Source organism: uncultured Kordia sp., from assembly GCF_947489565.1.
GTDB lineage: Bacteria > Bacteroidota > Bacteroidia > Flavobacteriales > Flavobacteriaceae > Kordia.
On record NZ_CANLEA010000027.1, the window covers coordinates 1 to 23,347 of the forward strand.

A 23,347-nucleotide genomic window follows, 5' to 3' on the forward strand; every position below is an offset into this window, starting at 1 on the left:
TTTTATTAGTAATGACAATTGAATTTTAATCCTGAATCCTGAATTTACTGTGAAAGGAACTAATTCGTGATAATTATTAAGACAAAGTAAAACAACAGAAAAACCATTCGTGTATTCGTGACAATTTTTTATTAGTAATGACAATTGAATTTTAATCCTGAATCCTGAATTTACTGTGAAAGGAACTAATTCGTGATAATTATCAAGACAAAGTAAAACAACAGAAAAACCATTCGTGTATTCGTGACAATTTTTTATTAGTAATAAGAATTGAATTTTAATCCTGAATCCTGAATTTACTATGAAACGAACCAATTCATGATAACTAATAAGACAAAGTAAAATAACAGAAAAACGATTCGTGTATTCGTGACAATTTTTTATTCAGTAATGACAATTGAATTTTAATGCTGAATATTGAATTTACTATAAAACGAACTAATTCGTGAAAATCATTAAGACAAAGTAAAACAACAGAAAAACCATTCGTGTATTCGTGACAATTTTTTATTCAGTAATGACAATCGAATTTTAATCCTGAATATTGAATTTACTATGAAACGAACTAATTCGTGACAATCATTAAGACAAAGAAAAATAACAGAAAAACCATTTGTGTATTCGTGACAATTTTTTATTAGTAATAAGAATTGAATTTTAATCCTGAATATTGAATTTACTGTGAAAGGAACTAATTCGTGATAATTATCAAGACAAAGTAAAACAACAGAAAAACCATTCGTGTATTCGTGACAATTTTTATTAGTAATGACAATCGAATTTTAATCCTGAATCCTGAATCCTGAATTTACTATGAAACGAACTAATTCGTGAAAATCATTAAGACAAAGTAAAATAACAGAAAAACCATTCGTGTATTCGTGACAATTTTTATTAGTAATGACAATTGAATTTTAAATGCTGAATTGCTTTGTTCTTAGAAACTATCTTACTTTATCGAGAAGTACTATTGAGTTGTTAGACTCGCTGACGCTTTTAGATTGTTAGACATGCTCACTGTTAGCAGTTTAAGTGCAGAAAAGTTTCAAATGTCAATTCGAGCGCAGTCGAGAATACTTTGATTTCAGAATGGATTCTAATCGTACAATCCATATTCACACAAAACAACTAACGAAGTTTACTTTTTATCTTTTAACTTGATTTTCTGTCGTTTAGACTTTGCGAATTCTTTCGTTAAATCTAATTTGATGATGTTCTCATTACTTAATTTATAAGACAATACAAACTCGTTGTCAGTGATGTTGATAAACGTTGCATACAGTGTACCAACCATTTTTCCATTAGAAGCTTTCGCTGCAGGCTGAACCGCACGACCTATAGTGTTTCCAACTTTTAAAAGATTGATGTTTTCGCTGCTTTTTTCCATTTCAACAATACTGTTTTCAATGCTTTTATGACGACGACACGGATAATTTCCAGCTTCAGGTTTTGCCAGTAAATAATTGGTCATGATGAGTTTATTATCTTGAATCCAATTGAGTTTCTTTTCTCCATTAATCCACTCTACAACAACCGCTTTTCCAGTTTTATCACCAAACATGATATGACTTCTATCCAAAGCGATCTTCTCTTTTTCTAAAAAAGCAATGGCTTCTTCAACGGTTGCACATTTGGCCAAAATTTTATCTCCTAAATTGTTTTTAGGATTGGTATATCCTTTTATTTTTTGCTGTTCAGGCGTTACTGCGCCATCAAAGAACAATCCTTTTTCATTAATACCGCCTTGTGCAAAGTTGTCCCAACCATACCACAAACGAGCAAATTTTTTCTTCGTTTTGGGTTCAATCTGAATGTATGCTTTTACATCCAAAAAGTAATCTTCGCTATTTATAGCATAGACTTTTCCAGTTTTAACGTCCACATAATACAATACAGAACAGGCGAGAGTTGTATTGGGAATGATCAAACCTAACAAGAAGGTAAGTATAAGAAGTTTTGCTTTTTTCATTTTTTGATTGATTAATTATGAACGCTGTATTACAATATTTACAAGCTAAAATTCGCCAATCTAAAATGGATTCTGTACTAAATGAATGTTAAACTTTGGTATAAGTAGTTTCAAAAGGAACTCTAAATCGCGGACCATAAATTCCGTTTTCACTGCGAACGCCACAACCAATCACCATATTGATTTCAGTCCCGCGAGGAAGTTTTAGAATTTTTTTGACACGCAAAGTATCACTTCCTTCCATAGGACAAGTATCATAGCCAATTCCTGCCATACTAATCATAAAATTCTGAGCTGCCAAACCTGCACTTTTGTGTGCGACAATGCGTAAATCGCTCAAACGAACTTGTCTGTAAATTGGTCGAAACAATCCGATACAATTAAAAATAGCATATTTCAACCAACCATAAATTCCTAAGAAATCAGGATAAATTGTTGGAATAAGTTTCTTGTAGTAGTTAATAGCAAATTTTTCTCTTCGGGAATATTCTTTTGGAGGTTTATTGCCAAATAGCTTTTCATAAAATCCAACATTAGCCTTAGCTCGTTGCCTCCACAAATCTTTTCGTGTGACTACCACAACCAATTGTTTGGCAGTTTTTGCTGCGTTTTGTCCCAAGCAAGCAGCTGTCAATTGTTTCAAAACCGCCGGATCAGTCACATGATAAAACTCCCATAATTGTAAATTACTGCTTGTAGGCGCTAACACAGCGTTTTTAATGCAGTTTTTTACTTTTTCGGAATCAATTTCAATGTCTTTGTCAAAAACACGGACAGAGCGTCTGTATTCAATAGCTTCGGTTACTGTTTTTTCTGAGGTCATATACAAACTTACGTATCTTATACGAACAAAAAAAAGGGAATACAATGCTGTATTCCCTTTTTCAGTTTAACCTAAATATAATATTCATGAAAAGAATTTAATCTTAAATACTATCTTGGATTGCTGGTTCCACAGTCAGTTGGAATACAACTAAATCCACACGTGATGTTTGTTGGGTTTGGCGGTGGTGGCGGATTTGTTCCTGTCGTTGGATTAGGCGGACAGAAAAAAGTTTCATCTTCTGGTGGTTCCGTAGCGCTCACACATGGTGGTGCAAATGTATAGCAATCATACGTTCCTGTTCCTCCTGATAGGTTTGCAGCTTCTAAGGAAGAAACCGTTCTTTTTCTTAATGTCAATCCTGAGATTTTCTTTTTTTTCATAAGTAATGTTTAAAATGTTAATGTAATGTGCCTGTTTTTTTTTGTGTTAGGCTTTTTCACATAATGCTCGATTTGAGAACAATATTACAAGTGTTTTTTATGGAAAAAAAGGAAGAGAAACCTAAATTAAACGAATTGGGACTTCAATTTTTTAACGTTAAAATTGAAATTCAATATAAAAGGAGAGTTTTCTTGAATCACCTTTAAATAAAAGGATAGAAACGTTTTGTTAGAAAATAAATTACCCTAAATTAAAGAAAAAGGGCTTGTGCATAAAACAGCAAGTTTTTAAAATAGTAGAAGTGATGTCTAATTTCATTTTGGCGCACAAAAAAACCAGAGAAATTAACTTCTCTGGTTCTAAAAGAATTCGAATTTAGCTTAAATGAACTTAACAATTTGTATCTGCACTTCTTTGATCACTAAAATCGACAGTGGTTCTTGAAGATGTACAGGTATCTAAATCGCAAGTTTCTGTTTCTTTTCATAAATTATACTTTTTATGATTAACAAAAATTATCATTGCTATTAAGATCTACAGTTGTTCTTGAAGTTGTACATGTATCTGTTTCTTCTGGACAATCATCGCTATATCCAGGGTTCTTTGTTGGATTACCACCTAAAAGAGAACTTAGTTTTGAAACAGAAATTTTGTTTAATCGTAATTGTTTGCTTGTGATTTTTTTCATAATGTATTTTTTAAAATGATAGTATATTCATGGCAGTCTAGCCAATACCCAAACATACCGTAGATTCTACGTTTTTCATAGGAAATGCGCCCTAATCTAAACAAAATAGGGTAGTAGTTAGGCTTCTTCTTGGTTGAGTTTCTTGATATAATACGAAGGATACAACGAAGTTTGCTTTTTGAAATGTTTTGTAAAAGAATCGGCACTTTTATAGCCAACTTCTTCCGAAATAGACTTGATAGAATATGCTCTAAAAAGGCTATCAGACTTCAACCGTTTTAAAGTATATTGAATGCGAAGATTATTGATATAGTCGGTAAAACTAATTTCTTTTTCCTCGTTGATGATTTTTGATAAATACGTAGCGTTGGTTTTTACTTTTTTGGCAACGAAACGCAAACTGCAATTCGAATCCAAATACAATTCCTGAGCTTCAAACTTTTTCAAACCTTTTAAAATTGCTTGCGCTTTTTCGTCTGTGATGCTTACTGTTTTCTTTGCAGAAGTGCTATCGTCGCTAATTATTTCAGGAGTGCTCTTTGCTTCTAATGCAGAAACTTTTTCAATCAATTTTTTATAAGCAAGCTCTTTTTGTTGATCCTTTTTTCTGTAAAGAATATAAGAAATGAGTCCAATAACACATAAAAGTCCCAAAATATAGTATAAGTATTCAACTTGCGTTTCTGCGGCTACTTTCCGATTACTTTGACGTTCTATAAAAGCGGTTCGTTCTTCTCTGTCTAGCAATTCGTATATAGAAGCATTGATGCGATATATTTTTTTGTTGCTTTCTAGTTCTAATTTGGAATATTCTTCCCAATATAAATCTCTATTTTTTTCATCGCCTAATTTTTCGTAGCAACGCACCAAGAGTTCTTTAAAATACAGGTGTTCGTATGGTGTATAATAGCTTTCTTCACTTTTTTGAGCACGATTAGCTTCTCGTTTGGAATTTTCTTCCCGAATAATTTCGTACGCTTTGTTTATAGTCTGAATCGAAGCTTGGTAATCTTTTAAAGCAAAATGACATTGCGCCATATAATAGAATACTTCAATATTCAATTTTTGTTCGCTCTGTATGACTGAAATTAATTTCCTAGCTTTTTCAAATTTCTCTAATGCTTTTGGAATGTCACCTTTGTAATATTCATAAATACCATCGTAGGTATAAAAATAGCAGGCAGAATCTTTATCGTCAATCTTTTTGCTCTCTTTCAATCCGAGATCGATATACACACGAGCAGAATCTAATGCTTCCATTTTTAAGAAAATATCACTCATGGCAATGATGATACTTACTCTCGAATTTTTACTTACTTGTGTGCTGTCATTCGATATTTTATAATAATTTCGGTAGGCTTTTAAAGCTTCATGATATTGTTTATTGTTGATTTTTAATTTTGCTAAACTCGTCTCGGCAATTAAAATTCCTTTTGTATCCTTGTATTTTTTGGCAATGATCAACATGGTCTCGTAATCTTCTAAAGCAGCTTCGTATTGACCATATGCTTCATAGGTATTTCCGCGGACGGCATATAATTTTCGAAGAATACTGTCTTGATCTGTGTTAGCGAGTGCAATTCCTTTATTGATTTGCGAAATGGTCTGCGTATATTCTCCATTAAGAAAGGCAATATGTCCAAAATAGAAGAAACTTTCTATTACATCGATTTGATTTTGTTGCTCAGTAGCTCTTTTGTATAAGGTTTCAGTATATACAGTTGCATTCGTAAGATTTCGATACCTCGCTATTTTTGCTAGTTTTTTGAGTTCCGGATTTGTTTTGTCTGCTAAACTATCAGGAATTTGAAAATTTTCTTCTTGTGCAAAAAGCGAACAACATGAAAAAAGGATACAATACAAAAATGGCAGGACTTGTTTCATTTACTAGCAATATCAATTTTAATAAAAGCAAAAAATACTAAAAATACCTAAGAAAAAACTGTAGCGCCTTGTTTTTATTTCATGATTTTCATAACGAATTGAAAAATAAGATGTTTTGAACTAAAACTGATGTGACTGTATTCTAATATATAAAAGGGAATGTAAACACATTCCCTTCTCATACAATAATAGTATTGAATTAAATTATCGAGTGGTTACGGTTGTGTCACCACCACAGTTAGTATTTAAACTTCCTGGAGGGCAAGTTGCACATGTATTTCCACAAGTATTGTTGGTTGGACAAGCATTTGACGGAGTTGGTCCAGTGCCTGTACCTGTGCCATTACAACCGAATCTAGAACATTGCTCTATACTATCAGGCGGTTCAGTATTGCTGATGCATGGAGGCGCCCATGTATAATAAGTACCACCTTTTACAGTATTAGAATCAAAAGAAGAAATCGTATTCTTCTTCAGTGCCAATTTGGTTACTTTCTTTTTTTTCATAATTTAAATACATTGATATGATGCCTACTTTTATGGTTGTCGGCTTTCCCATTTCTAGATCGATCTGAGAACAATATTAGCATAGTTTCAATGAGAAAAAAAAGAGATGTACCCTAAATTAGACAAAACTAGACTTACAGTTTGCAGCCACAAGAAGCTTCTGTTGCTAACAGTGTTGGACATCCATCTGTACAACCGTGATTTGCTCCTGTAAGATCGGTCAATGTTCCGCCTTTAATTTGAAAAGTATCGGCCGAATTAATTTTTGCGATATTGATTTTGCACACGGATAATTTCTTTTGAGTTTGTCTTTTCATGATTCGTTATTTAGTAATTATTAATTATTTAAAACCTTATATCATAAGGACTATAAATATATTTAAACAAACACAAGTGTATGCAATTTTATAAAAATGAGTAGCCTAAACTAGACAAATTAGGGTAGTAACTTATGCTTTCTTATTGAGGGTTTTAATATAATAAGAAGGATATAATTTGGTATGTTTTTTAAAATGCTTAGTGAAAGAATCAGTGCTTTTATAACCAACTTCTTCCGAAATGGATTTGATAGAATACGCTCTAAATTTAAGATCGTTGTTTAAGCGTTTTAAAGTATAGGTAATTCGTAAGTAATTGATATAGTCAATAAACTTTTTCTCTTTATGCGTATGTATAATTTTGGTTAAATACGTAGCATTTGTTTTTACTTTCTTTGCCACAAAGCGTAAGTTGCAATTCGGATCTAAATAAAATTCCTGTTCTTCAAACTTTTCCAGACGCGCTAATATCTCAGACGTTTTTTTGTTATTAATGATTACTTCTTTTTTATGACTTGACTTTTCTTCAGTTCTTTTTAATTTGTCACGTTCTAAAGCAAGCATTTTTTCATTGAGAGTATTAAAAATCGCTTTTCTTTTTTTAGCTCTATATAATAAAAAACTACTGCTTATGATGAAAATGATACATAACGCAATGGTAAATTGTTTGAGTCTATAATATTGAAACTTATTGGCATCATTACGGTCTTTTTCTTTCTTTATTTGAGCAGTATAGATAAGATCATTGACACTATTCTTTTCTTTTTGCGATGTAGATTGCCTTTCTTTAAAAGCTTTTCGGTACAATTCATACGATGCATCATCGTCAATTTTATGGTAATTATCTGCCAAAAGTTCTAAAATAGAAGTGTATTCATACGGTATAAAGTCTAGTTTTGATTGCGCTTCATTATCCTTTATAATCTGTAAAGCTTGCTGTAAAATATCTATAGAATCCTCATAACGTTCTAAGAGGTAATAACAATTTCCAATATAAAAATACACTTCAATCAATCTTTTTTCATTGTGAATGAGCTCTTTAGCATCGTTCAGGTTTTTTAAAGATGTATGGTAGTCTTGTTTTAAAAAATAGGCAATTCCAATATCGATATAATAATAACTTGCATGAAATATATTTTTTTCTGCTAATGCTTCTTGAAGTCCTTTATTGCTATATACCAATGCAGAATCAGGTTGATTTAGTTTTAAATAACTTCCACCAATTCCCATATACAGTTTTCTTTCAGGAGAGATCGTATTTGCTTTCTTATAATCGGCTAAAGCTTCTTCAAAACGACCTGTTTTTCGTTTCATCTTCCCTAAATTTCGAGTCGATGTAGCAATTAAATAAGGGTTTTTGGATTGTTCTGCTAAGGAATTTGCAGCTAAAAAATAGGTGGTAGCTTCTGGGTCTTTTCCTATTTCTTCTAAAGCAGTTGCAAGTAATGTAAGTGATTGAAATTCTTGAGCAAAAAAGATTGGATCCTTTTTAAAATAGTTGATGCATAGTTTTGCATATCGTATGGTAGTTTCATAATCGCCGACAACTTTTGCATTCAGTGCAGTATGTAAATATGCATAGTGTTTTACAACTTCATTATCAGTATTGATAGCAAGTTGTAATAATGTTTTAGTATATATAATTGCATGCTCAATATTTTGATTGCGCGTCTCAATACTCCGTGAAATTAATTCCTTAGCAGTTTTTTGTTTCAAGCTATCAGGAATCTCAAAATAATTATCTTGAGCATTCACTAGATTTATAATGCATAGAAAAGAAAGGCAAGAGAATATTTTTTTCATGAAAGTATATTAAAAAAGCTGTCTATGATGAAGACAAAAAATACTAAAAATACTTTAAAAAGATCTTTAATATTTTCAACTTTCCTTTATACGGAGCATATCGTACAGGAATATCCAACCACGTTTTTTTGTTAGTGATCGATTTTTTATGTGAAAAAGTATCAAAACTTCCTTTGCCATGATACGCGCCCATTCCGCTATGGCCAACGCCACCAAAAGGCATTCTGTGGTTTACGAAGTGCGTAACCGTATCATTGATAGCGCCGCCACCAAAGGAATAACGGTTAATGATACGTTTGGCAAATTTTTTATCATTCGAAAAAACATATAAAGCCAATGGTTTTTCATAATGAGAAATGATGGTATTGATGTCTTCTAATGAAGAATAGACTTGAATCGGTAGAATTGGTCCAAAAATTTCATCCAGCATCACGTTGCTATCCAAAGCAGGTTCGTCCAAAATTGTTGGTTCAATGTATAAATCATCTTTATGTACAATTCCGCCATGAAGCACCTTTTGATCTTCCAACATCGCAGTCAAACGCTGAAAGTTCTTTTGATTAATGATACGCGGATAATCTGGAGATTCTTCTGGGTTTTTACCATAAGCAGCTTCAATTTCTGCAATCAATACTTTTACAAAGTCAAACTTTGCTTGTGCTTGTACGATCAAATAATCGGGAGCAATACAGGTTTGTCCTGCATTCAAAAATTTTCCCCAAACAATACGTTTTGCGGTCAATTTAAAGTCAGAATGAATATCTACAATACACGGGTTTTTTCCGCCAAGTTCCAACGTCACAGGTGTTAAATGTGGAGCAGCAGCTTGGGCTACAATTTTTCCAACATTGACACTTCCTGTAAAGAAAATATAATCCCAACGCAATGCTAATAATTCTTGCGAAACAGGAACGCCGCCTTGTACAACCTTCACATGATTTTCATCAAAAACGGCTGAAACAATCTCTTCTAAAATTCGAGAAGTATTTGGTGTTAATTCCGAAGGTTTTAAAACGACCGTATTTCCTGCCGCAACAGCACCAATTAAAGGCGCTAATGCTAGTTGATACGGATAATTCCAAGGTGCAATAATCAAGGTAGTTCCGTAGGGTTCAGAATAAATACGATCTTTGGAAGGAAAATTTAATAAAGCTGGCCAAACACGTTTTGGTCGTGCCCAAGATTTCAGCTTTTTAATCGTTAATTTTAATTCAGAAATTATAATTCCCGTCTCCGAAAGCACAGATTCAAACTTAGGTTTCTTAAAATCAGCATACAAGGCATCACAAATATCATTTTCACGTTTAGTGACTTCTTTTAAAAGCTTTTTTAGGGCTTTCTTACGATAGGCAATATCTTGTGTTTGTCTAGTTTTAAAAAAGTTTTTTTGTGCTTGCACAATTTCGGGACAGTTGTATTCCATAAGCTTTTGGTAATTGATATTGCTAAAATATCAAAAAAATACTCTTCTTCGAATTCTTACCTTTTTTAGTTTAGAATTAAGGTGTTTTCTGAGTTCTTTTTAATCTCTTCGGTATTGAGTAACATCTTTCTGAATTTCCCTTGAATGTACATTTCCGCTTGATCGTCGTAAAATTGACTGAATGGATTTCCAGATTGTCCGGTTGGCAAAATACTCATGCTGTTTTCAATATCTGAAAAATCAATCACGCGTCGGGTAGAAGGACCAAAGTACACTTCATACGTGCCAGCTTCGTTGTAATGAAAGCCTAAATTGTTGATCACTTCTTGTGTTCCGGGAACTTCGTACGGACCTACATTAAAATACGATCGTAGCATTTCTACTTTTCCAATTGGATGTGGATGTTCTACGGTATGTACTTTGTTCCAAGTCCATGTATTGACATCATCGCCAAATTGCGCTTCTAAATGCACAACAGCTTCTTTAAACGATTTTAGCAAAATATCTTTTCGCGTTTCTTTTTCAGTAGTGGAAACATCATCGTACCAAATAGATTCTTTAAAAAGTAATGGAGAAGTAAAACGTTTTGAAATATGCGTCTTCATCAACATTTCAAAGCTTTCTTTCGCTAATTCATCCGCAAAAGTGTTTTTATAATAGTGATAGATGAATCGATGGTACATCGTAGGCGCAATATCTGTCAATTGATTATCGCCATTCCAGTTTTTGAGTACGTTTATCACTTCTTTATCTTTCGAAGAAAATTCAGCATCAGCAATCACTTTTAGTACTTCCTGAATGGTCTCTACATGTACTTTTGACGTGACATCAAGTGTCATTTTCATGACATCTTCTTTTGTCCATTTATCGTTCGCTTCAATCAACTCTACAATACGTTTTCCTCTGTTTTCAGGTAAATAATAGCCTGGATATAAGCTTCCGTTAATACTATCAGGTTGATTGTTGGCAGAATACACATAATTCCACGGCGGATTGGTGGCACTTGGGTTTTCGGAAGCATCCATAAAACGAATAGGTTCGTCATTTCCAGAAATACCATCTAAAATCAATTTCGAATTCACATGTGCAGGGCGTTCAATTAATTGTCCAACTGCATACCAACCAATATTGTCTTCGGCGTCACCATACATTAAATTCAATCCTGGCGCGTGAATTTTGCTAACGGCTTGTTCAAATTCTTTTTGATTTGTAGCATGTGACATCGTATAGCAAGCATCTAACAATTGATTTGGTCGTTGCGTATAGACCCAAGACATGGCAACAGTTTGTTCAAAGTCAATTCCGTCAGCAATTCCATTTAGTACAGGACCATGTTTTGTGCGTTTTACAGTAACCGTCACATCGTCCGCATCTTTTACTTTGATGGTTTTGGTGACTTCATCTAAAATTGCATTTTCATCTTCCCAATAAAAATCAATATCATCATTTTCAAACATGGTCATTCCGTAGGCAATTTTTCGGTTGTGACCTAATAGTGGAAATGCAACTCCAGCCAAATGATATCCATATATTTCATACGTTGGTGTATGTACATGTGCTTCATACCATACTGAAGGCTGTGCAAATCCAATATGCGGATCATTGGCAAAAAGTACTTTTCCTGAAGCCGTTTTTTGTGGTGCTAATACCCAACTATTACTGCCAATAAATTGTGGAATTGGCAACGGTTGTAATGCTTTATCAACTGCGGTAATCATGGTGTTTTTGACTTTTGCAGTGTCTTTCGCAGGATAATTTTGTATGAGTGTTGTATTAGGATCTATATGCAAACCTAAATCGGCTAAATAGTCGTTTCCTAATTTTTGCTGAATGCTCGTCAGTAAAGGATCGGTTTTATGAGCCATGGCAAAACTAAACGCCATATAGCCAAAAATGTTATGAATGTCTTTTACTGTAAATTCTGTTTTGTCAATTCCTGTTAAGTAGAATTCAATCGGTGTAGCGCCTTGTTCTACAAATTGATTGATTCCGTTAATATATGCTTGTGCTAATTGATAACTTTTCGTGTTTTTATCTAAAGCTTGTACCGTTGCTTCAGAAGCTTCATTGATGCCAGTAGCAGCAAAAAAACGATCTGTATCTACAGTAGTTTCTCCAAACACTTCCGATAATCTTGCGGGTGCAATTCTGCGCATCAATTCCATTTGCCACAAACGATCTTGCGCATGTACAAAGCCTAAAGCTGTAAACGCATCTGCTTCATTTTGAGCATAAATGTGTGGAATTCCGTAAGTGTCATAATGAACGGTAACTTCTTCTTTTAGGTTGTCTATATCAAAACTTCCATCATAGGTTGGAAGTAAGGTTCTATAGAAAATGTATCCTACGATAAGAATAACAAGCAATACAATTCCGATGATTTTCGCAGCTTTTTTCACTGGTTAAAGTTTTGTTTAAAACTACGAAAAAATGTTAAGAGTAGGTTTTTTATTCTACGATTGACAGTTTATGAGCTACTAATAACCCAAGAGCAAGATTTTTGTGAAAAACATGATGGTATTCCGTTCTTAATTCCATGTGATTTAGAATTTTCAAGTGTACAATGTTTCGGTTATGATAACTGCAATTACATAAATATAATTTCTAAGAAAATTACTTTTTCACAAGATGAATCCATAGTTCTTTTCTTCAAAATAGATGCGATTTTTTATGTTTAAAATACAATCAATTGCTGTGCATAATCGCCAAATGAATTTCCTTCATACGTTTTTCCATCTTCTGTAGTTGCGGTAAACCAAAGTGCGAAGTCGAATTTTTGCTCGTCCCAAATCCAACTTGGTAAGTCTTTGCAAGAATCCCAAATATTTCCTTCGGCTTCTACTACTGCAAAAAAGCTGGTTGTTCCAGAAACTTCTATTGGCATTTGTGGAAATACCGTTTTAAACGGAATAGATATAGGATCAATTCTAATATCTGGTTCATCTTCATACACATGCCAATCTTCTTGATCAACAGAACATGTAGGTTTTAAATTAATCACTTTTCCGTTTCCTTGTATGGTAACTTTCACGAGTAAGAAAATGTCATCAAGTTGTTCATTGCTAAACGTTTCGTAAGGTTTGATATAGGTTTTAATATCATTGATATCATCGTCGGAAAGAATTCCTTTCAATTGCGTGGTAATCTCTTCAATATCTTTTTGAGTAATAGGAGAGAACTTGGTGCTTACTTTCATGTGGTACTAAATGTTTTGTCTAAAACTACTATTTTTTTATGTTGTTTGTTTTATAAATCAAATAGAACTTCTTTATAAATTGAAGATAGCTTCTCTTTTAAACTTTGAATGTACCTGTTAGTTTTGGATCACTATTAATCTTAAAATTATGTAATCATGAAAAAAAGAAATTTAAACAGTCTAAAATTGAATAAGAATTATGTAGCTAATCTGGAAGACACGAATGCTGTAAAAGGTGGAACAATTAGGTTTACTAAAGGTGGTTGTGTAAGTATAAAGATAAGTTGTATTACACAAACAGAGCATCCTACATGCCGTAATTGTGAGTAGTATATTAATAAAAATCCCAACTGAGAAGTTGGGATTTTCACTGTAATTATATCTAAAATGTTAGGTTTCCATCGGTTTGCATTACTAATTTTGGTTTTTTGAAACCGTATTTCATAGAACACCATACAAAAGCTCCTTGCTTGCCATTTACATATTTGTACACACAAAGATTTCCATCTTCTTTTTGCATTCTCAACATGTATTGATTGTTTACAGATACTAAAATTTCATTCGCTTTTAAAGTCTCACCAGCTTTCAATGTATTTTTTGTTTTTGTAGCAGCGGCTACCATTTTTCCAGTTGGTATACGCTATATTTTAAACTTTTTTAGTCATAAAATAAAATATAGAAACTAGGTCTTTCTGTCTGGTTTTAAAAAATGCATAGTTCTATATATCTGTTTTATAGTGAGTAACGAAATTTAAGTAGGAATTTATTTTATATTCGAATCAGAATTAATCTAAATAACTAACTTTAAAGGACTATCATGAAAAACAATTATTTAAAATCAATCGGACTTATTTTATTCTTAGGGATGCTATCACTTTTTATTTATAGCTTTTCACCAGATGATTCATTAGAAAGTAATACTTGTGAAACTCCAAAATTAATATCAATTGAAAGGGCTGAACAAGAAGTTGCGGCTTATCAAATGTGGTTGCATTTTTTGCCAGATAGTTTTCAAATTGATGAAACCAATAGAAAAATTCGTTATGTTGATAAAACCATAGATAAAGATACTTGGGATCTTGTGATGCCATATTTCAGGATGTATTACGGCTATGATCTTTCTGGTAGTAAACCATTTGTTCCTGGACTATATAAATCCTTTTACATAAGTAGAGATAAAATAAACAAGGCACTCGATAGTACGAATAATGCTAATGGGATTAATGTGTATATGGCAGTAAGAAATTTTCAAGAAGAAAATAAGCGTAATAAGATTGAAGCACATGTAGTTATATTGCCTAGTAAAAAAGAATGTGAATGCATAGATGGAAAGGAGGTTAATTGTACTCTTACAGATCGCTTGATAGAAAAGGAAGGTGTTAAGTGTGCTCTAGATTTAACAGATCCATGCCCAAAACTATGTGATGAAAGTTCAAGATTATTTAACCCAAAATTAAAGCCTTTACATAGAAAATGAAAAAAGATAATTTATTAAATGGATCATCAAATTGTAATTTCCTATATCAATAAAATCCCACTTTTAATAGCACTCTTGCTAGTAGCTAGAAATTACCTTCGGTTTTCTGTAGAATTGAAGGTAATTTCTTGGTATGTGTTTTTATCAGTGATTGTTCAGTTTAGTTCTCAGTATCTGGCTTCTCAAAAAATAAACAATATGTATTTGCTACACATTTTTGTGCCAACAAGTTTTGTGTGTCTTTCTATGTTTTATCAAAAAACATATGCAAGCTTCTTAAATCGTAAGATTATATGGTGGATTGTGAGTTTGTTTGTGGTATATAGTGTATTCAATTCAATGTATTGGGAAGATATTAAAACATTTAATTCGTACGCACTTTCGGTAGAAAGTGTATTGTTAATTATTTATTCTTTATCACTTTTTGCACTGCTACTCAATGAGGAAGTCAGAAACGAAAAAAGAGAACTGCTGTCTAGTTTGCGATGGATTAATTCTGGAATCTTAATCTATTATGCTTCGGGATTGTTGATTTTTTACTTTGGAGATTTTCTAACACGTTTTTCATTTGAAAAATTTCAAATTAGCTGGCTATTTCATTCGTTTATTTACATTGTTCAATTCACCTGTATAAGTATTGGTTTATGGAAATATCAGAAGAAATAGATTTTATAGGGATTCTACTACCGTTAGTGGGCATCGTTTTTTTGATCGCATTAGGCGTGATTTTTATGTATCAACAATTCCAAAAAAATATCATTCGACAACAATTAGAACGCGAAGCATTAAAAAATAAATACCAAAAAGAACTATTGCAAACTGCAATCCGTGTGCAAGAAGAAGAACGCAAACGAATTGCAAGCGATTTACATGACGAGTTGGCTGCGGCATTATCTATTGGATATATGCAACTCACACAAATAGAAGATCAAAAAGAATTTGATGCAAAACGAATTGGACAAATACGAGAACTGTTACAAACCACATTGACAGCTACACGACGCATTAGTCATGAATTAATGCCTTTACATTTAGCTGAATTGGGTTTGGAAAAAGCATTAGTTCACCTTTTAGGAAAAGTAGCAACTACACAGAAAATAGAAACAAATTTAGCTGTAAGCGAGCATTGTAGTGAATTATCTTGGATATTGGAAGTGGCTTTATATCGCATATATTCAGAACTGATTAATAATACGCTAAAACATGCACAAGCAGCAACTATAGATATTAGTATTTTATGCAAATCAGATCAGCTTTTTTGTCAGTTTACAGATGATGGGATAGGACTTCCAGAAAAACTTCTTCACAAAGGAATTGGTTTACAAAGTATAGAAAATAGAGTAAAATCGTTTGAAGGGAAATTTGAATATGGAAATAATAAAGAAGGTGGTTTTTACTGTAAAATCATACTTCCTATAGAAAATAATATATAACACTAAAACATACACTACCATGAATACAACAATAAAACTAGGAATCGTAGAAGATCAAGCACTATTTACACAAGGAATAAAAGCAATAATAAGTGCTTGGGATGAAATGGAATTTGTTTTTGAATCGCCCGACGGTTTTTCAATATTAGAACGCTTAGAGAAAAGTGCTCAAATCCCTGATGTAATGCTTGTAGACTTGACATTGCCTAATAAAGGAAATGAAGAATTCAGTGGTTGGCATGTTGTTCATGTTTTAAAAGAAAAGTATCCAGAAATGAAAATTTTGATACTTTCAGCGCATGATGACAAGTATTTAATAGCGAAACTTATTGAAGCTGGCGCAAATGGGTATTTGGTAAAAGACAGTTCCTCTCAAGAGGTATATGATGCTATTATAGCTGTATATGAAAGAGGATCTTATATCAATGAACGCTCGCTACATGCAATTCAAACAAAACTAAGCGGTAAAATGAAAACGCCGAAAAAACATGAAGCGTTAACACGCCGAGAAATAGAAGTATTGCAACTCATTTGCCAGCAAAAAACCGCAGAAGAAATAGGAAATGAACTCTTTATTAGTACCAAAACGGTCAACGGACATCGCAATAACTTACTTCAAAAAACAGGCGCACGAAATATTAGCGGATTGGTTATGTATGCTATTAAGCACAATATTGTAGAAGCTATATAGTTTTTAGTATTATTATTCACTCAATATGATATGTAAAGCAGGTCTTTTGACCTGCTTTTTTTATGAAATAGTCTTTTTGGACTGAATGTAGAAACCCATCTTTCTGGGCTTAAAATGCTCAGGTGTTCTTCGCAATTTTACACTATCGATAGCTAAAGATAGTGAAGCAGTTCTCACTTAAAAAAACGGTCTTTTTATCAAGACAAATGGTAGAGGCGGAATCTGAAAAGCCTTATGAGTAGGAACAATCAATTTAAAAATAGAAATTATGAGTGATTTTAAAACTACAGTAACATTATCACAAGATAGTGTGAGAATTATGAAAGAACAGGGATACAGTTTATATGGATTTAAAGCAGTTAAAGCTAGTGCAAGTGGCGGAGCACCAACAGTATGGTTCAGACTTCAAAAAATGAACTTAGCAACTAATAATGTAATTAGTTGGGTAGAAAGTTATCAAGGGTATGCTTCAACAAGTCAAATATTACCAAACCTAAAAATTGATTCTAGTAATACAGTTAATACAAGTTTGGGGAATAAAATTGAAATTGAAAAGGGAAGCGGGAACTTAATAGATACAACGGTAGGCATTGAAGGATCAGTAAGTTTTATAAATAATAATTCTATGCAGTATACAGTTGGATTAAACCAAAAGGTTAATGGAGAAAGAAATCCTTTATGTGCTTTTCCAATTCTTGGTACAGGTTCTGCTCGTGTTATTACACCGATTACAAAGATCGCATTGATCTTCTCTACAAGAGAAATCTCGACTAGTACTGTAATTACAAAAGCTATGTCTCAAGGCGCATTTATTGATTTGACGGGGAAAGGTAATAATGAAAGAACTCTTCACTTTGATGTAAATGATGGATGGAGTGCTTTAGGAAATCCAGGATGGTTGAAAACATTTCATGCTTTTTGTGATTTACGTAGTTTGTTAATTACAACTACTGATTCATAAAAAAACATGAAGTAATGACAAAAAGAAGTTGTTCAAAATAAAATTTGATTACTTCTTTTTGTCTAATAATATATTCTAAGCGTCCACTACTGCAATCATAGAAATCTCAACATTGACATATAATGGTAAGTTTCCAACTTCTACCGTTTCACGAGCGGGTGCGGTTTCATCATTAAAATATTGACCGTATACAGGATTAATCTTTGAAAAATCGTTCATATTCTTAATGAAAATAGACGTTTTTACTACATTTTCAAAAGTCATATTTGCCGCAGCCAATACTGCTTTCATATTTTCCATGACCTGCGTAGTTTCTTCTTCAATAGAACCTTTTACAAGTTCGCCCGTTTTTAGATCAATAGCAATTTGACCAGAAGTATATAAAGTACCGTTAATTAATATTGCTTGATTGTACGGACCAATAGGAGCAGGTGCATTTGGTGTTTTTATGATTTGTTTTGCCATTTTTTAGACTATTAGATAAGTTAGATTGTTAGACATCTTAGCATCTGTCTTGAATATTGATATGAATTTTGCTATAAATATAAAATTTAAGTTTCTAAAAGTAAATGTAACAGATAGGTTTTTATTCAAGAATTCAAAATGAGTATAACAACAAGAAAGTCTAAAGGTCTAAGTTAGTCTAAAAATCTAAGAGAAGTCTACAGACGTCTATCCGGTTCACTTCGTTGTTCCCACTTCACATCACGTAAGATGGATGCTTTAATTCCAATAAAGAAATACCAAGAAGCACGCGAACTAAACGGAACCCAGTTAAAGTTGATTCGCCAACTCTTTAAATCACGTTCAAAACGCATTTGTGTAAAGGTAAATCCTTTGTTTTTAAAATCGTAACCCGAAGAAACTCCAACTTTCCATTGCGGCGTCAGTTCTACGTTACCAGAAAACATCAATGAGTTATTGGAAATTTCATCCTGTCGATTGCTGTTGAGATATGTAACTGTGTAGGCGACTCGTAAATCCCAAGGAATCTTGGCTCGATAGGCTTCTACATCTTCTTTTTCTTCGTCATCATCGTCGTCGTCTCCAAAAGTCTGTCGATCACTAAAATCTTGTGCACGTCCAAACAAGTCATCATCACGTCCACCACTACGCGTATTATCCACTCCAGAATCGCCCTTTCCTTCTAAGCTTTTGCTTGAAAACGAATAATTAAAGTTCAAATTGGCACTTGTCAATCGGAATAAGCTTCCGCCATTGTCAATATTGAATTTATCGATACGAGTTCCTTGATTGTCAATTGCATACGGATCTAAATTAGCACCAAAGTTAACATTCAATTTATTGTTGAATAACTGTGTGCTACCAGAAACTCGAACAGGCGACCAAGCTAAGGAATCTGCAGCAATATTATAGCTGGTAGAAAAGTTCAAACTGTTCAATAGCATGACCTTTTTGGCTTCTGTTTGTGTGGAATCTTTTGGTCTAATTTTCGCTTCTACCGTATTGGCAAGGTTGATTCCAATGGCACTAGAAAAAGTTCTACTTGGCGATCCAAAAAGTCCATCTTCAAAACGTGTATATTCTTGCACCGTATTATTATCAGCATCAATAATATATTCGTCGTAATATTGATTGAATGCAGGATTGTAACTATAACTAATAGAAGGTCGTAAGGTATGGCGAATGGCCTGAATTTTTCGATCCTTTCCACGATCAAATGTACCGTAAAGGGTAGTACCAACACTGGCACTAAAATTATACGTTCTAAAAGAATCAAATCCGTTGATAGTATCTTTTACAGAAGCAATTTGTTCGCCTGTAACTTGATCTATAGTAGCATCTGAACGGTCTGAAGTCTGTAAAGTCCATACTTCATCATAATTTCCACCCAAACTCACACTAATATAATTGAATACCTTAAAGTTTGTATTCACAGGAATGCTGTGTCGGACACCAACTTTAGCATCGTTAAACATTTCTTTGGTAAAGAATACGGAATCAGTAGTATTGATTCTGTTTTCTCCACGTAAATTATATTGGAAGTTGATATTTTTTAAAATTCCTTTCTTAGCACCTTCTTTTGGAGCAAACGGATAGATACGTTCTACACTAGCTTGTAATGTTGGTAATGTAAGATTGATACTTTCCGTATTGGTATTTTGAGAATGTGTCGCCGTTAAGGAAACATTCACCGATGGATATGACGGAAATGTCTTTGAATAGGAAACCGATGAATTCAAAGTGTTATTCAAGAAATTTGGTGTGTTTAACTGGTTGATAGAAGCCTGATAAAACGAACTACTACCTAAGTTTACCGACGCAGAGAATCTTGAATTTGGATTGGCTTTTGCATCTTGATTGTGTGACCATCGAATATTATAAATATTTGACTTGCTATAATCTGGAAAACCACGCTGACTGTTAATCACGGCTTCAAATCGCATGCTTAAATTTCCGCGGAAGCGATATCGAAGAGCATAATTTGATTCAACCCGAAAGGCATAACTTCCATTCGTATAATAATCACCCAAGAGTGCCAAATCAAAATAATCACTGACGGCAAAGTAATATCCACCATTTTGGAAGAAATAACCACGACTGCTGTTTTCTCCAAAGGTTGGAAAAATAAATCCAGAAGCTCTATCGTCTGTCAGCGGAAAATAGGCAAAAGGAAATCCAATTGGAGTTGGTACATCGGCGATATACATATTGGTAACACCAGAAACAATCTTTTTATTCGGAACGAGTTTAATTTTTCGCGCCAAGAAATAATATTCAGGATTGTCAATATCTTTCGAAGTAGTAAACTTGGCATTTTTGATAAAAATTACGGAGTCATTCTCCTTCTTAGTCAACTCTCCAAAAATTTGTGTCCCATTTTGTTCTGTTCTCGAATTCCAAATCAATGCTTTTTCGGTATCAAAATTGAAACGAATAGAATCGGGTTCAACAACATTATCTGCTTGCTTAAAATATGGAGATTGTGAATATACGCCGGCAGTATCTTTTAAACGTCCAGCATACACTTCATTCTTTTCATAATTTAAAATGATAATTCCAGATTTTAGCTCTGTATCTTGATAGTAAATTTCTGCTTCATCGTATAAAAGAATTTCTTTTTTACGTTGACTAATTTTTACATAATCCTTTGATTTATACTTAACTTGATCGAGTAGTGCAGGTTGTTTTGCAGGTAAAGAGTCATTCTTAATAGAATCGTTTTTAACGGTATCTCTTACTTTACGCGTCCCAATTTTAAGGGCGTCATTCACATTTACTTTTACGGTATCGGTTTCCTGTTCCTTTCCTTTTTCAGGTTTAAAAGGAAGCTTCTTTCTCTCAGGGAGTTCTTGTGAAAAAGCAAAGAAACTCATCAATAATAATATGAGCTGTATACCTATATAAAATCTCTTTGTCTGCAATGGTCTAATCCAATATTCTTTATAATACACAAAAGAAAGGTTTCTTTTATGAATAATCAACTAACTTTTATATTTTCGTTTATCATACGAAAGCCGTAAAAGTATGGCTCAATATTTGAAGTGCCAAACCTAGTCGTGTATTTTTATCATACATTTATGATATTTTAATTATAATTAACACAATAAGGAAAGCACTTAACGCATTATTATCATAGTAAACGAATATAAATCAAATTTATGCATAGATATTTTTTAATATTCATTCTTTTTTTGTCATCAACTTTTATGGTTGTAGCAAATGAAAATGTAGAAGAGGAACCAACGAAGAAACGAAAAGAGTTTGTAGTAATGATTGATCCAGGACATGGCGGACGCGATACAGGAACGCCAGGAACGAAACGTTACAAAACTACAGAAAAAGATATCGCTTTGGATGTATCACTTGCTTTGGGAAAAAAGTTAGCAAAAATTCCAAATGTAAAAGTGATTTACACACGTACCAAAGATACGTATCCAACATTGAGTCAGCGAGCCGTACTGACCAATAGGAAAAAAGCCGATTTATTTATTTCCATTCACTGTAATGCACAACCTGGAAAAAAAGGAACTGCTTATGGTTCTGAAACCTTTGTACTTGGTTTGAGTAAGAATAAAGCAAATTTAGAAGTCGCCAAACGTGAAAACTCCGTAATCTTTCTGGAAGATAATTATGAAGAAGTATACGAAGGCTTCAATCCAAATTCTCCAGAATCTTTAATTAGTTTAATTATTCTGCAAGAAGAATACTTAGATCAAAGTATTGAAATTGCTTCCTACATTCAAAAAGAATTCAAAGTAACGGCAAAACGTAAAGATAGAGGTGTAAAACAAGCAGGTTTTTGGGTACTTTCAAAAACATATATGCCAAGCGTTTTAGTGGAGTTAGGTTTTTTGACACATAAAAAAGAAGAAGATTTCTTAAACTCTAAAAAGGGAAAGAAAATCATGACGCAATCTTTATATAATGCGGTGAAAAAATATATTGAACTACATTCAAAAACTAGCTTTACGGATGATCCAGTAGTTATTGATGATGAACCAATTGTCGTAGAAGAAGATGCGCCTTCAAGAGTAATTAAAGGTGTAACTTTTAAAGTACAATTGTCTGCGAGTTCAAAAAAAATAGCGACAAAGTCATATAATTTTAAAGGACTCGATGATATTTCTAGAGAAAAATCGGGAGGAATTTACCGTTATTTTTACGGAAAAACATCTGATTATGAGGCAATAAAGCGCATGAAGGCATTTGCCAAAAAGAAAGGATACAAAGATTGTTACGTAGTAGCTTTCAAAAAAGGAAAAAAAGTACCTTTACGTGATGTATTGAACTAATACTAAATTAGACGTATTCTTAGCAAAAAAATAGCTAATTTTGTGAAGTTCACAAATTCCCAAAAATTGAAAATATCTAGAGAAATTAAAACAGCACTACTAGCAATTACCGCGCTAGTACTATTATACTTCGGAATTAGTTACTTAATGTCAAAATCTGTGTTTTCTGACGACAGAATGTTTTATGCAGAATATAGCGATGTTGGCGGTTTAGTTCCAGCAACAAAAGTAATGATCAATGGATATCAAGTCGGTAAAGTACAAGACATTAAATTACAACCTTCAGGAAAATCAATAGTAACCTTAGCGTTAGACAACGATTTCCAGTTTTCAAAGAACAGCACAGTTCAATTACAGGAAAATGGTTTTATCGGTGGAAAATCTTTAGCAATCATGTTAAAGCATGATGGTGCGGCGATGGCAGTTTCGGGTGATACACTCAAAACAGAAATACGTTTAGGAATGGTTGATGCTTTTAAAAACCAACTAACACCATTACAAGCTAAAATGGAGAATATGATGGTGAATGCAGATTCTTTGTTAACGGCAGTCAATAAAATTTTGGATGCAGAATCAAGAAAGAATATCAAAAACACGATCAAAGAATTAAATGCGACTGCGGCAAACTTCAAAAAAGCATCCGGAACGTTTAATAGTATTCTTGAAACCAATAAGCAAAAGTTAGACAGTGCATTAACCAATGTAAATACGATTACCACCAACTTCTCTAAAATATCAGATTCGCTAGCTAAAATTGAATTCAACAAAACGGTGAAAAAGTTAGAAACTACAGTGCAAGGATTTAACGATATCGTTGCTGGTATTGAAAAAGGAGAAGGTTCTGTAGGGAAGCTTTTAAAAGACGATGAATTATATAACAATCTAACTGGCATGTCTTCACAAATGGAGCAATTGCTTGAAGACATGAAGTTGAATCCGAAACGATACGTACATTTCTCATTGTTTGGAAAACGTCCAAAACAATACACGAAACCGAAAGAAGAAGATAACGAAGAAAAGAAAAACTAAGCATA

21 protein-coding genes are annotated in these 23,347 nt (G+C 33.1%); 7 read left to right on the top strand and 14 right to left on the bottom strand.

Going from position 1 to position 23,347, the window contains the following annotated elements:
* Nucleotides 1-1,138: 1,138 nt before the first annotated feature.
* From Q0845_RS24820 to Q0845_RS24875, 12 genes are all read right to left on the bottom strand, one after another.
* Nucleotides 1,139-1,969, bottom strand: coding sequence for a carcinine hydrolase/isopenicillin-N N-acyltransferase family protein (locus Q0845_RS24820; protein ID WP_298519742.1), 831 nt, complete (start codon nucleotides 1,967-1,969; stop codon nucleotides 1,139-1,141).
* A gap of 88 nt (nucleotides 1,970-2,057) precedes the next feature.
* Nucleotides 2,058-2,792, bottom strand: coding sequence for a nitroreductase family protein (locus tag Q0845_RS24825; RefSeq protein WP_298519745.1), 735 nt, complete (start codon nucleotides 2,790-2,792; stop codon nucleotides 2,058-2,060).
* Nucleotides 2,793-2,902: 110 nt separating this feature from the next.
* Nucleotides 2,903-3,175, bottom strand: coding sequence for a hypothetical protein (locus tag Q0845_RS24830; RefSeq protein WP_298519748.1), 273 nt, complete (start codon nucleotides 3,173-3,175; stop codon nucleotides 2,903-2,905).
* 506 nt (nucleotides 3,176-3,681) lie between these two features.
* Complete coding sequence (locus tag Q0845_RS24835) at nucleotides 3,682-3,864, bottom strand: hypothetical protein (RefSeq protein WP_298519750.1); 183 nt, start codon at nucleotides 3,862-3,864, stop codon at nucleotides 3,682-3,684.
* A 117-nt stretch (nucleotides 3,865-3,981) separates the two neighbouring features.
* The gene (locus Q0845_RS24840; RefSeq protein WP_298519753.1) at nucleotides 3,982-5,748 is read right to left on the bottom strand and encodes an AraC family transcriptional regulator; all 1,767 of its coding nucleotides are present in this window, start codon (nucleotides 5,746-5,748) and stop codon (nucleotides 3,982-3,984) included.
* Nucleotides 5,749-5,952: 204 nt separating this feature from the next.
* Nucleotides 5,953-6,255: a hypothetical protein gene (locus tag Q0845_RS24845; RefSeq protein ID WP_298519755.1), complete on the bottom strand. Its 303-nt coding sequence runs from the start codon at nucleotides 6,253-6,255 to the stop codon at nucleotides 5,953-5,955.
* A 134-nt stretch (nucleotides 6,256-6,389) separates the two neighbouring features.
* A complete protein-coding gene (locus Q0845_RS24850; protein ID WP_298519760.1) occupies nucleotides 6,390-6,572 on the bottom strand; it encodes a hypothetical protein in 183 nt (60 codons plus the stop codon).
* 132 nt (nucleotides 6,573-6,704) lie between these two features.
* Nucleotides 6,705-8,375 (bottom strand): tetratricopeptide repeat protein, encoded by a 1,671-nt coding sequence (locus Q0845_RS24855; RefSeq protein WP_298519763.1) that lies wholly within the window; start codon nucleotides 8,373-8,375, stop codon nucleotides 6,705-6,707.
* A gap of 43 nt (nucleotides 8,376-8,418) precedes the next feature.
* On the bottom strand, nucleotides 8,419-9,798 hold the full coding sequence (locus tag Q0845_RS24860) for an aldehyde dehydrogenase (RefSeq protein ID WP_298519766.1): 1,380 nt from the start codon (nucleotides 9,796-9,798) through the stop codon (nucleotides 8,419-8,421).
* 65 nt (nucleotides 9,799-9,863) lie between these two features.
* Nucleotides 9,864-12,197, bottom strand: a complete 2,334-nt coding sequence (locus tag Q0845_RS24865) for a penicillin acylase family protein (RefSeq protein WP_298519769.1) — start codon at nucleotides 12,195-12,197, stop codon at nucleotides 9,864-9,866.
* Nucleotides 12,198-12,472: 275 nt separating this feature from the next.
* The gene (locus Q0845_RS24870; protein ID WP_298519772.1) at nucleotides 12,473-12,994 is read right to left on the bottom strand and encodes a hypothetical protein; all 522 of its coding nucleotides are present in this window, start codon (nucleotides 12,992-12,994) and stop codon (nucleotides 12,473-12,475) included.
* Nucleotides 12,995-13,376: 382 nt separating this feature from the next.
* Nucleotides 13,377-13,616, bottom strand: coding sequence for a hypothetical protein (locus Q0845_RS24875; protein ID WP_298519775.1), 240 nt, complete (start codon nucleotides 13,614-13,616; stop codon nucleotides 13,377-13,379).
* A 195-nt stretch (nucleotides 13,617-13,811) separates the two neighbouring features.
* Between Q0845_RS24875 and Q0845_RS24880 the strand changes: the two genes are divergently transcribed.
* The 5 genes from Q0845_RS24880 (at nucleotide 13,812) to Q0845_RS24900 (ending at nucleotide 17,556) form a co-directional block, all read left to right on the top strand.
* Nucleotides 13,812-14,471, top strand: a complete 660-nt coding sequence (locus Q0845_RS24880; RefSeq protein WP_298519777.1) for a hypothetical protein — start codon at nucleotides 13,812-13,814, stop codon at nucleotides 14,469-14,471.
* An 18-nt stretch (nucleotides 14,472-14,489) separates the two neighbouring features.
* Nucleotides 14,490-15,137 (top strand): hypothetical protein, encoded by a 648-nt coding sequence (locus Q0845_RS24885; protein WP_298519780.1) that lies wholly within the window; start codon nucleotides 14,490-14,492, stop codon nucleotides 15,135-15,137.
* A complete protein-coding gene (locus Q0845_RS24890) occupies nucleotides 15,116-15,904 on the top strand; it encodes an ATP-binding protein (protein WP_298519783.1) in 789 nt (262 codons plus the stop codon). Before Q0845_RS24885 ends, Q0845_RS24890 begins: the two co-directional genes overlap by 22 nt.
* A 19-nt stretch (nucleotides 15,905-15,923) precedes the next feature.
* Nucleotides 15,924-16,595 carry a response regulator transcription factor gene (locus Q0845_RS24895; protein ID WP_298519786.1) on the top strand — a complete coding sequence of 224 codons (672 nt, stop codon included), beginning with the start codon at nucleotides 15,924-15,926 and terminating at the stop codon, nucleotides 16,593-16,595.
* Nucleotides 16,596-16,863: 268 nt separating this feature from the next.
* Nucleotides 16,864-17,556: a hypothetical protein gene (locus tag Q0845_RS24900; RefSeq protein ID WP_298519789.1), complete on the top strand. Its 693-nt coding sequence runs from the start codon at nucleotides 16,864-16,866 to the stop codon at nucleotides 17,554-17,556.
* A gap of 75 nt (nucleotides 17,557-17,631) precedes the next feature.
* Here the strand turns inward: Q0845_RS24900 and Q0845_RS24905 are convergent, their stop codons facing one another.
* Nucleotides 17,632-18,021 (bottom strand): RidA family protein, encoded by a 390-nt coding sequence (locus Q0845_RS24905; RefSeq protein WP_298519792.1) that lies wholly within the window; start codon nucleotides 18,019-18,021, stop codon nucleotides 17,632-17,634.
* A gap of 197 nt (nucleotides 18,022-18,218) precedes the next feature.
* Nucleotides 18,219-20,894: a putative LPS assembly protein LptD gene (locus tag Q0845_RS24910; RefSeq protein ID WP_298519795.1), complete on the bottom strand. Its 2,676-nt coding sequence runs from the start codon at nucleotides 20,892-20,894 to the stop codon at nucleotides 18,219-18,221.
* A 333-nt stretch (nucleotides 20,895-21,227) separates the two neighbouring features.
* On the opposite strand from Q0845_RS24910, the gene Q0845_RS24915 reads away from it, so the two are divergent.
* Together Q0845_RS24915 and Q0845_RS24920 are read left to right on the top strand one after the other, a co-directional pair.
* Nucleotides 21,228-22,313: an N-acetylmuramoyl-L-alanine amidase gene (locus tag Q0845_RS24915; protein ID WP_298519798.1), complete on the top strand. Its 1,086-nt coding sequence runs from the start codon at nucleotides 21,228-21,230 to the stop codon at nucleotides 22,311-22,313.
* A gap of 66 nt (nucleotides 22,314-22,379) precedes the next feature.
* Nucleotides 22,380-23,342 (top strand): MlaD family protein, encoded by a 963-nt coding sequence (locus Q0845_RS24920; RefSeq protein WP_298519801.1) that lies wholly within the window; start codon nucleotides 22,380-22,382, stop codon nucleotides 23,340-23,342.
* The last annotated feature ends 5 nt before the right edge of the window (nucleotides 23,343-23,347 follow it).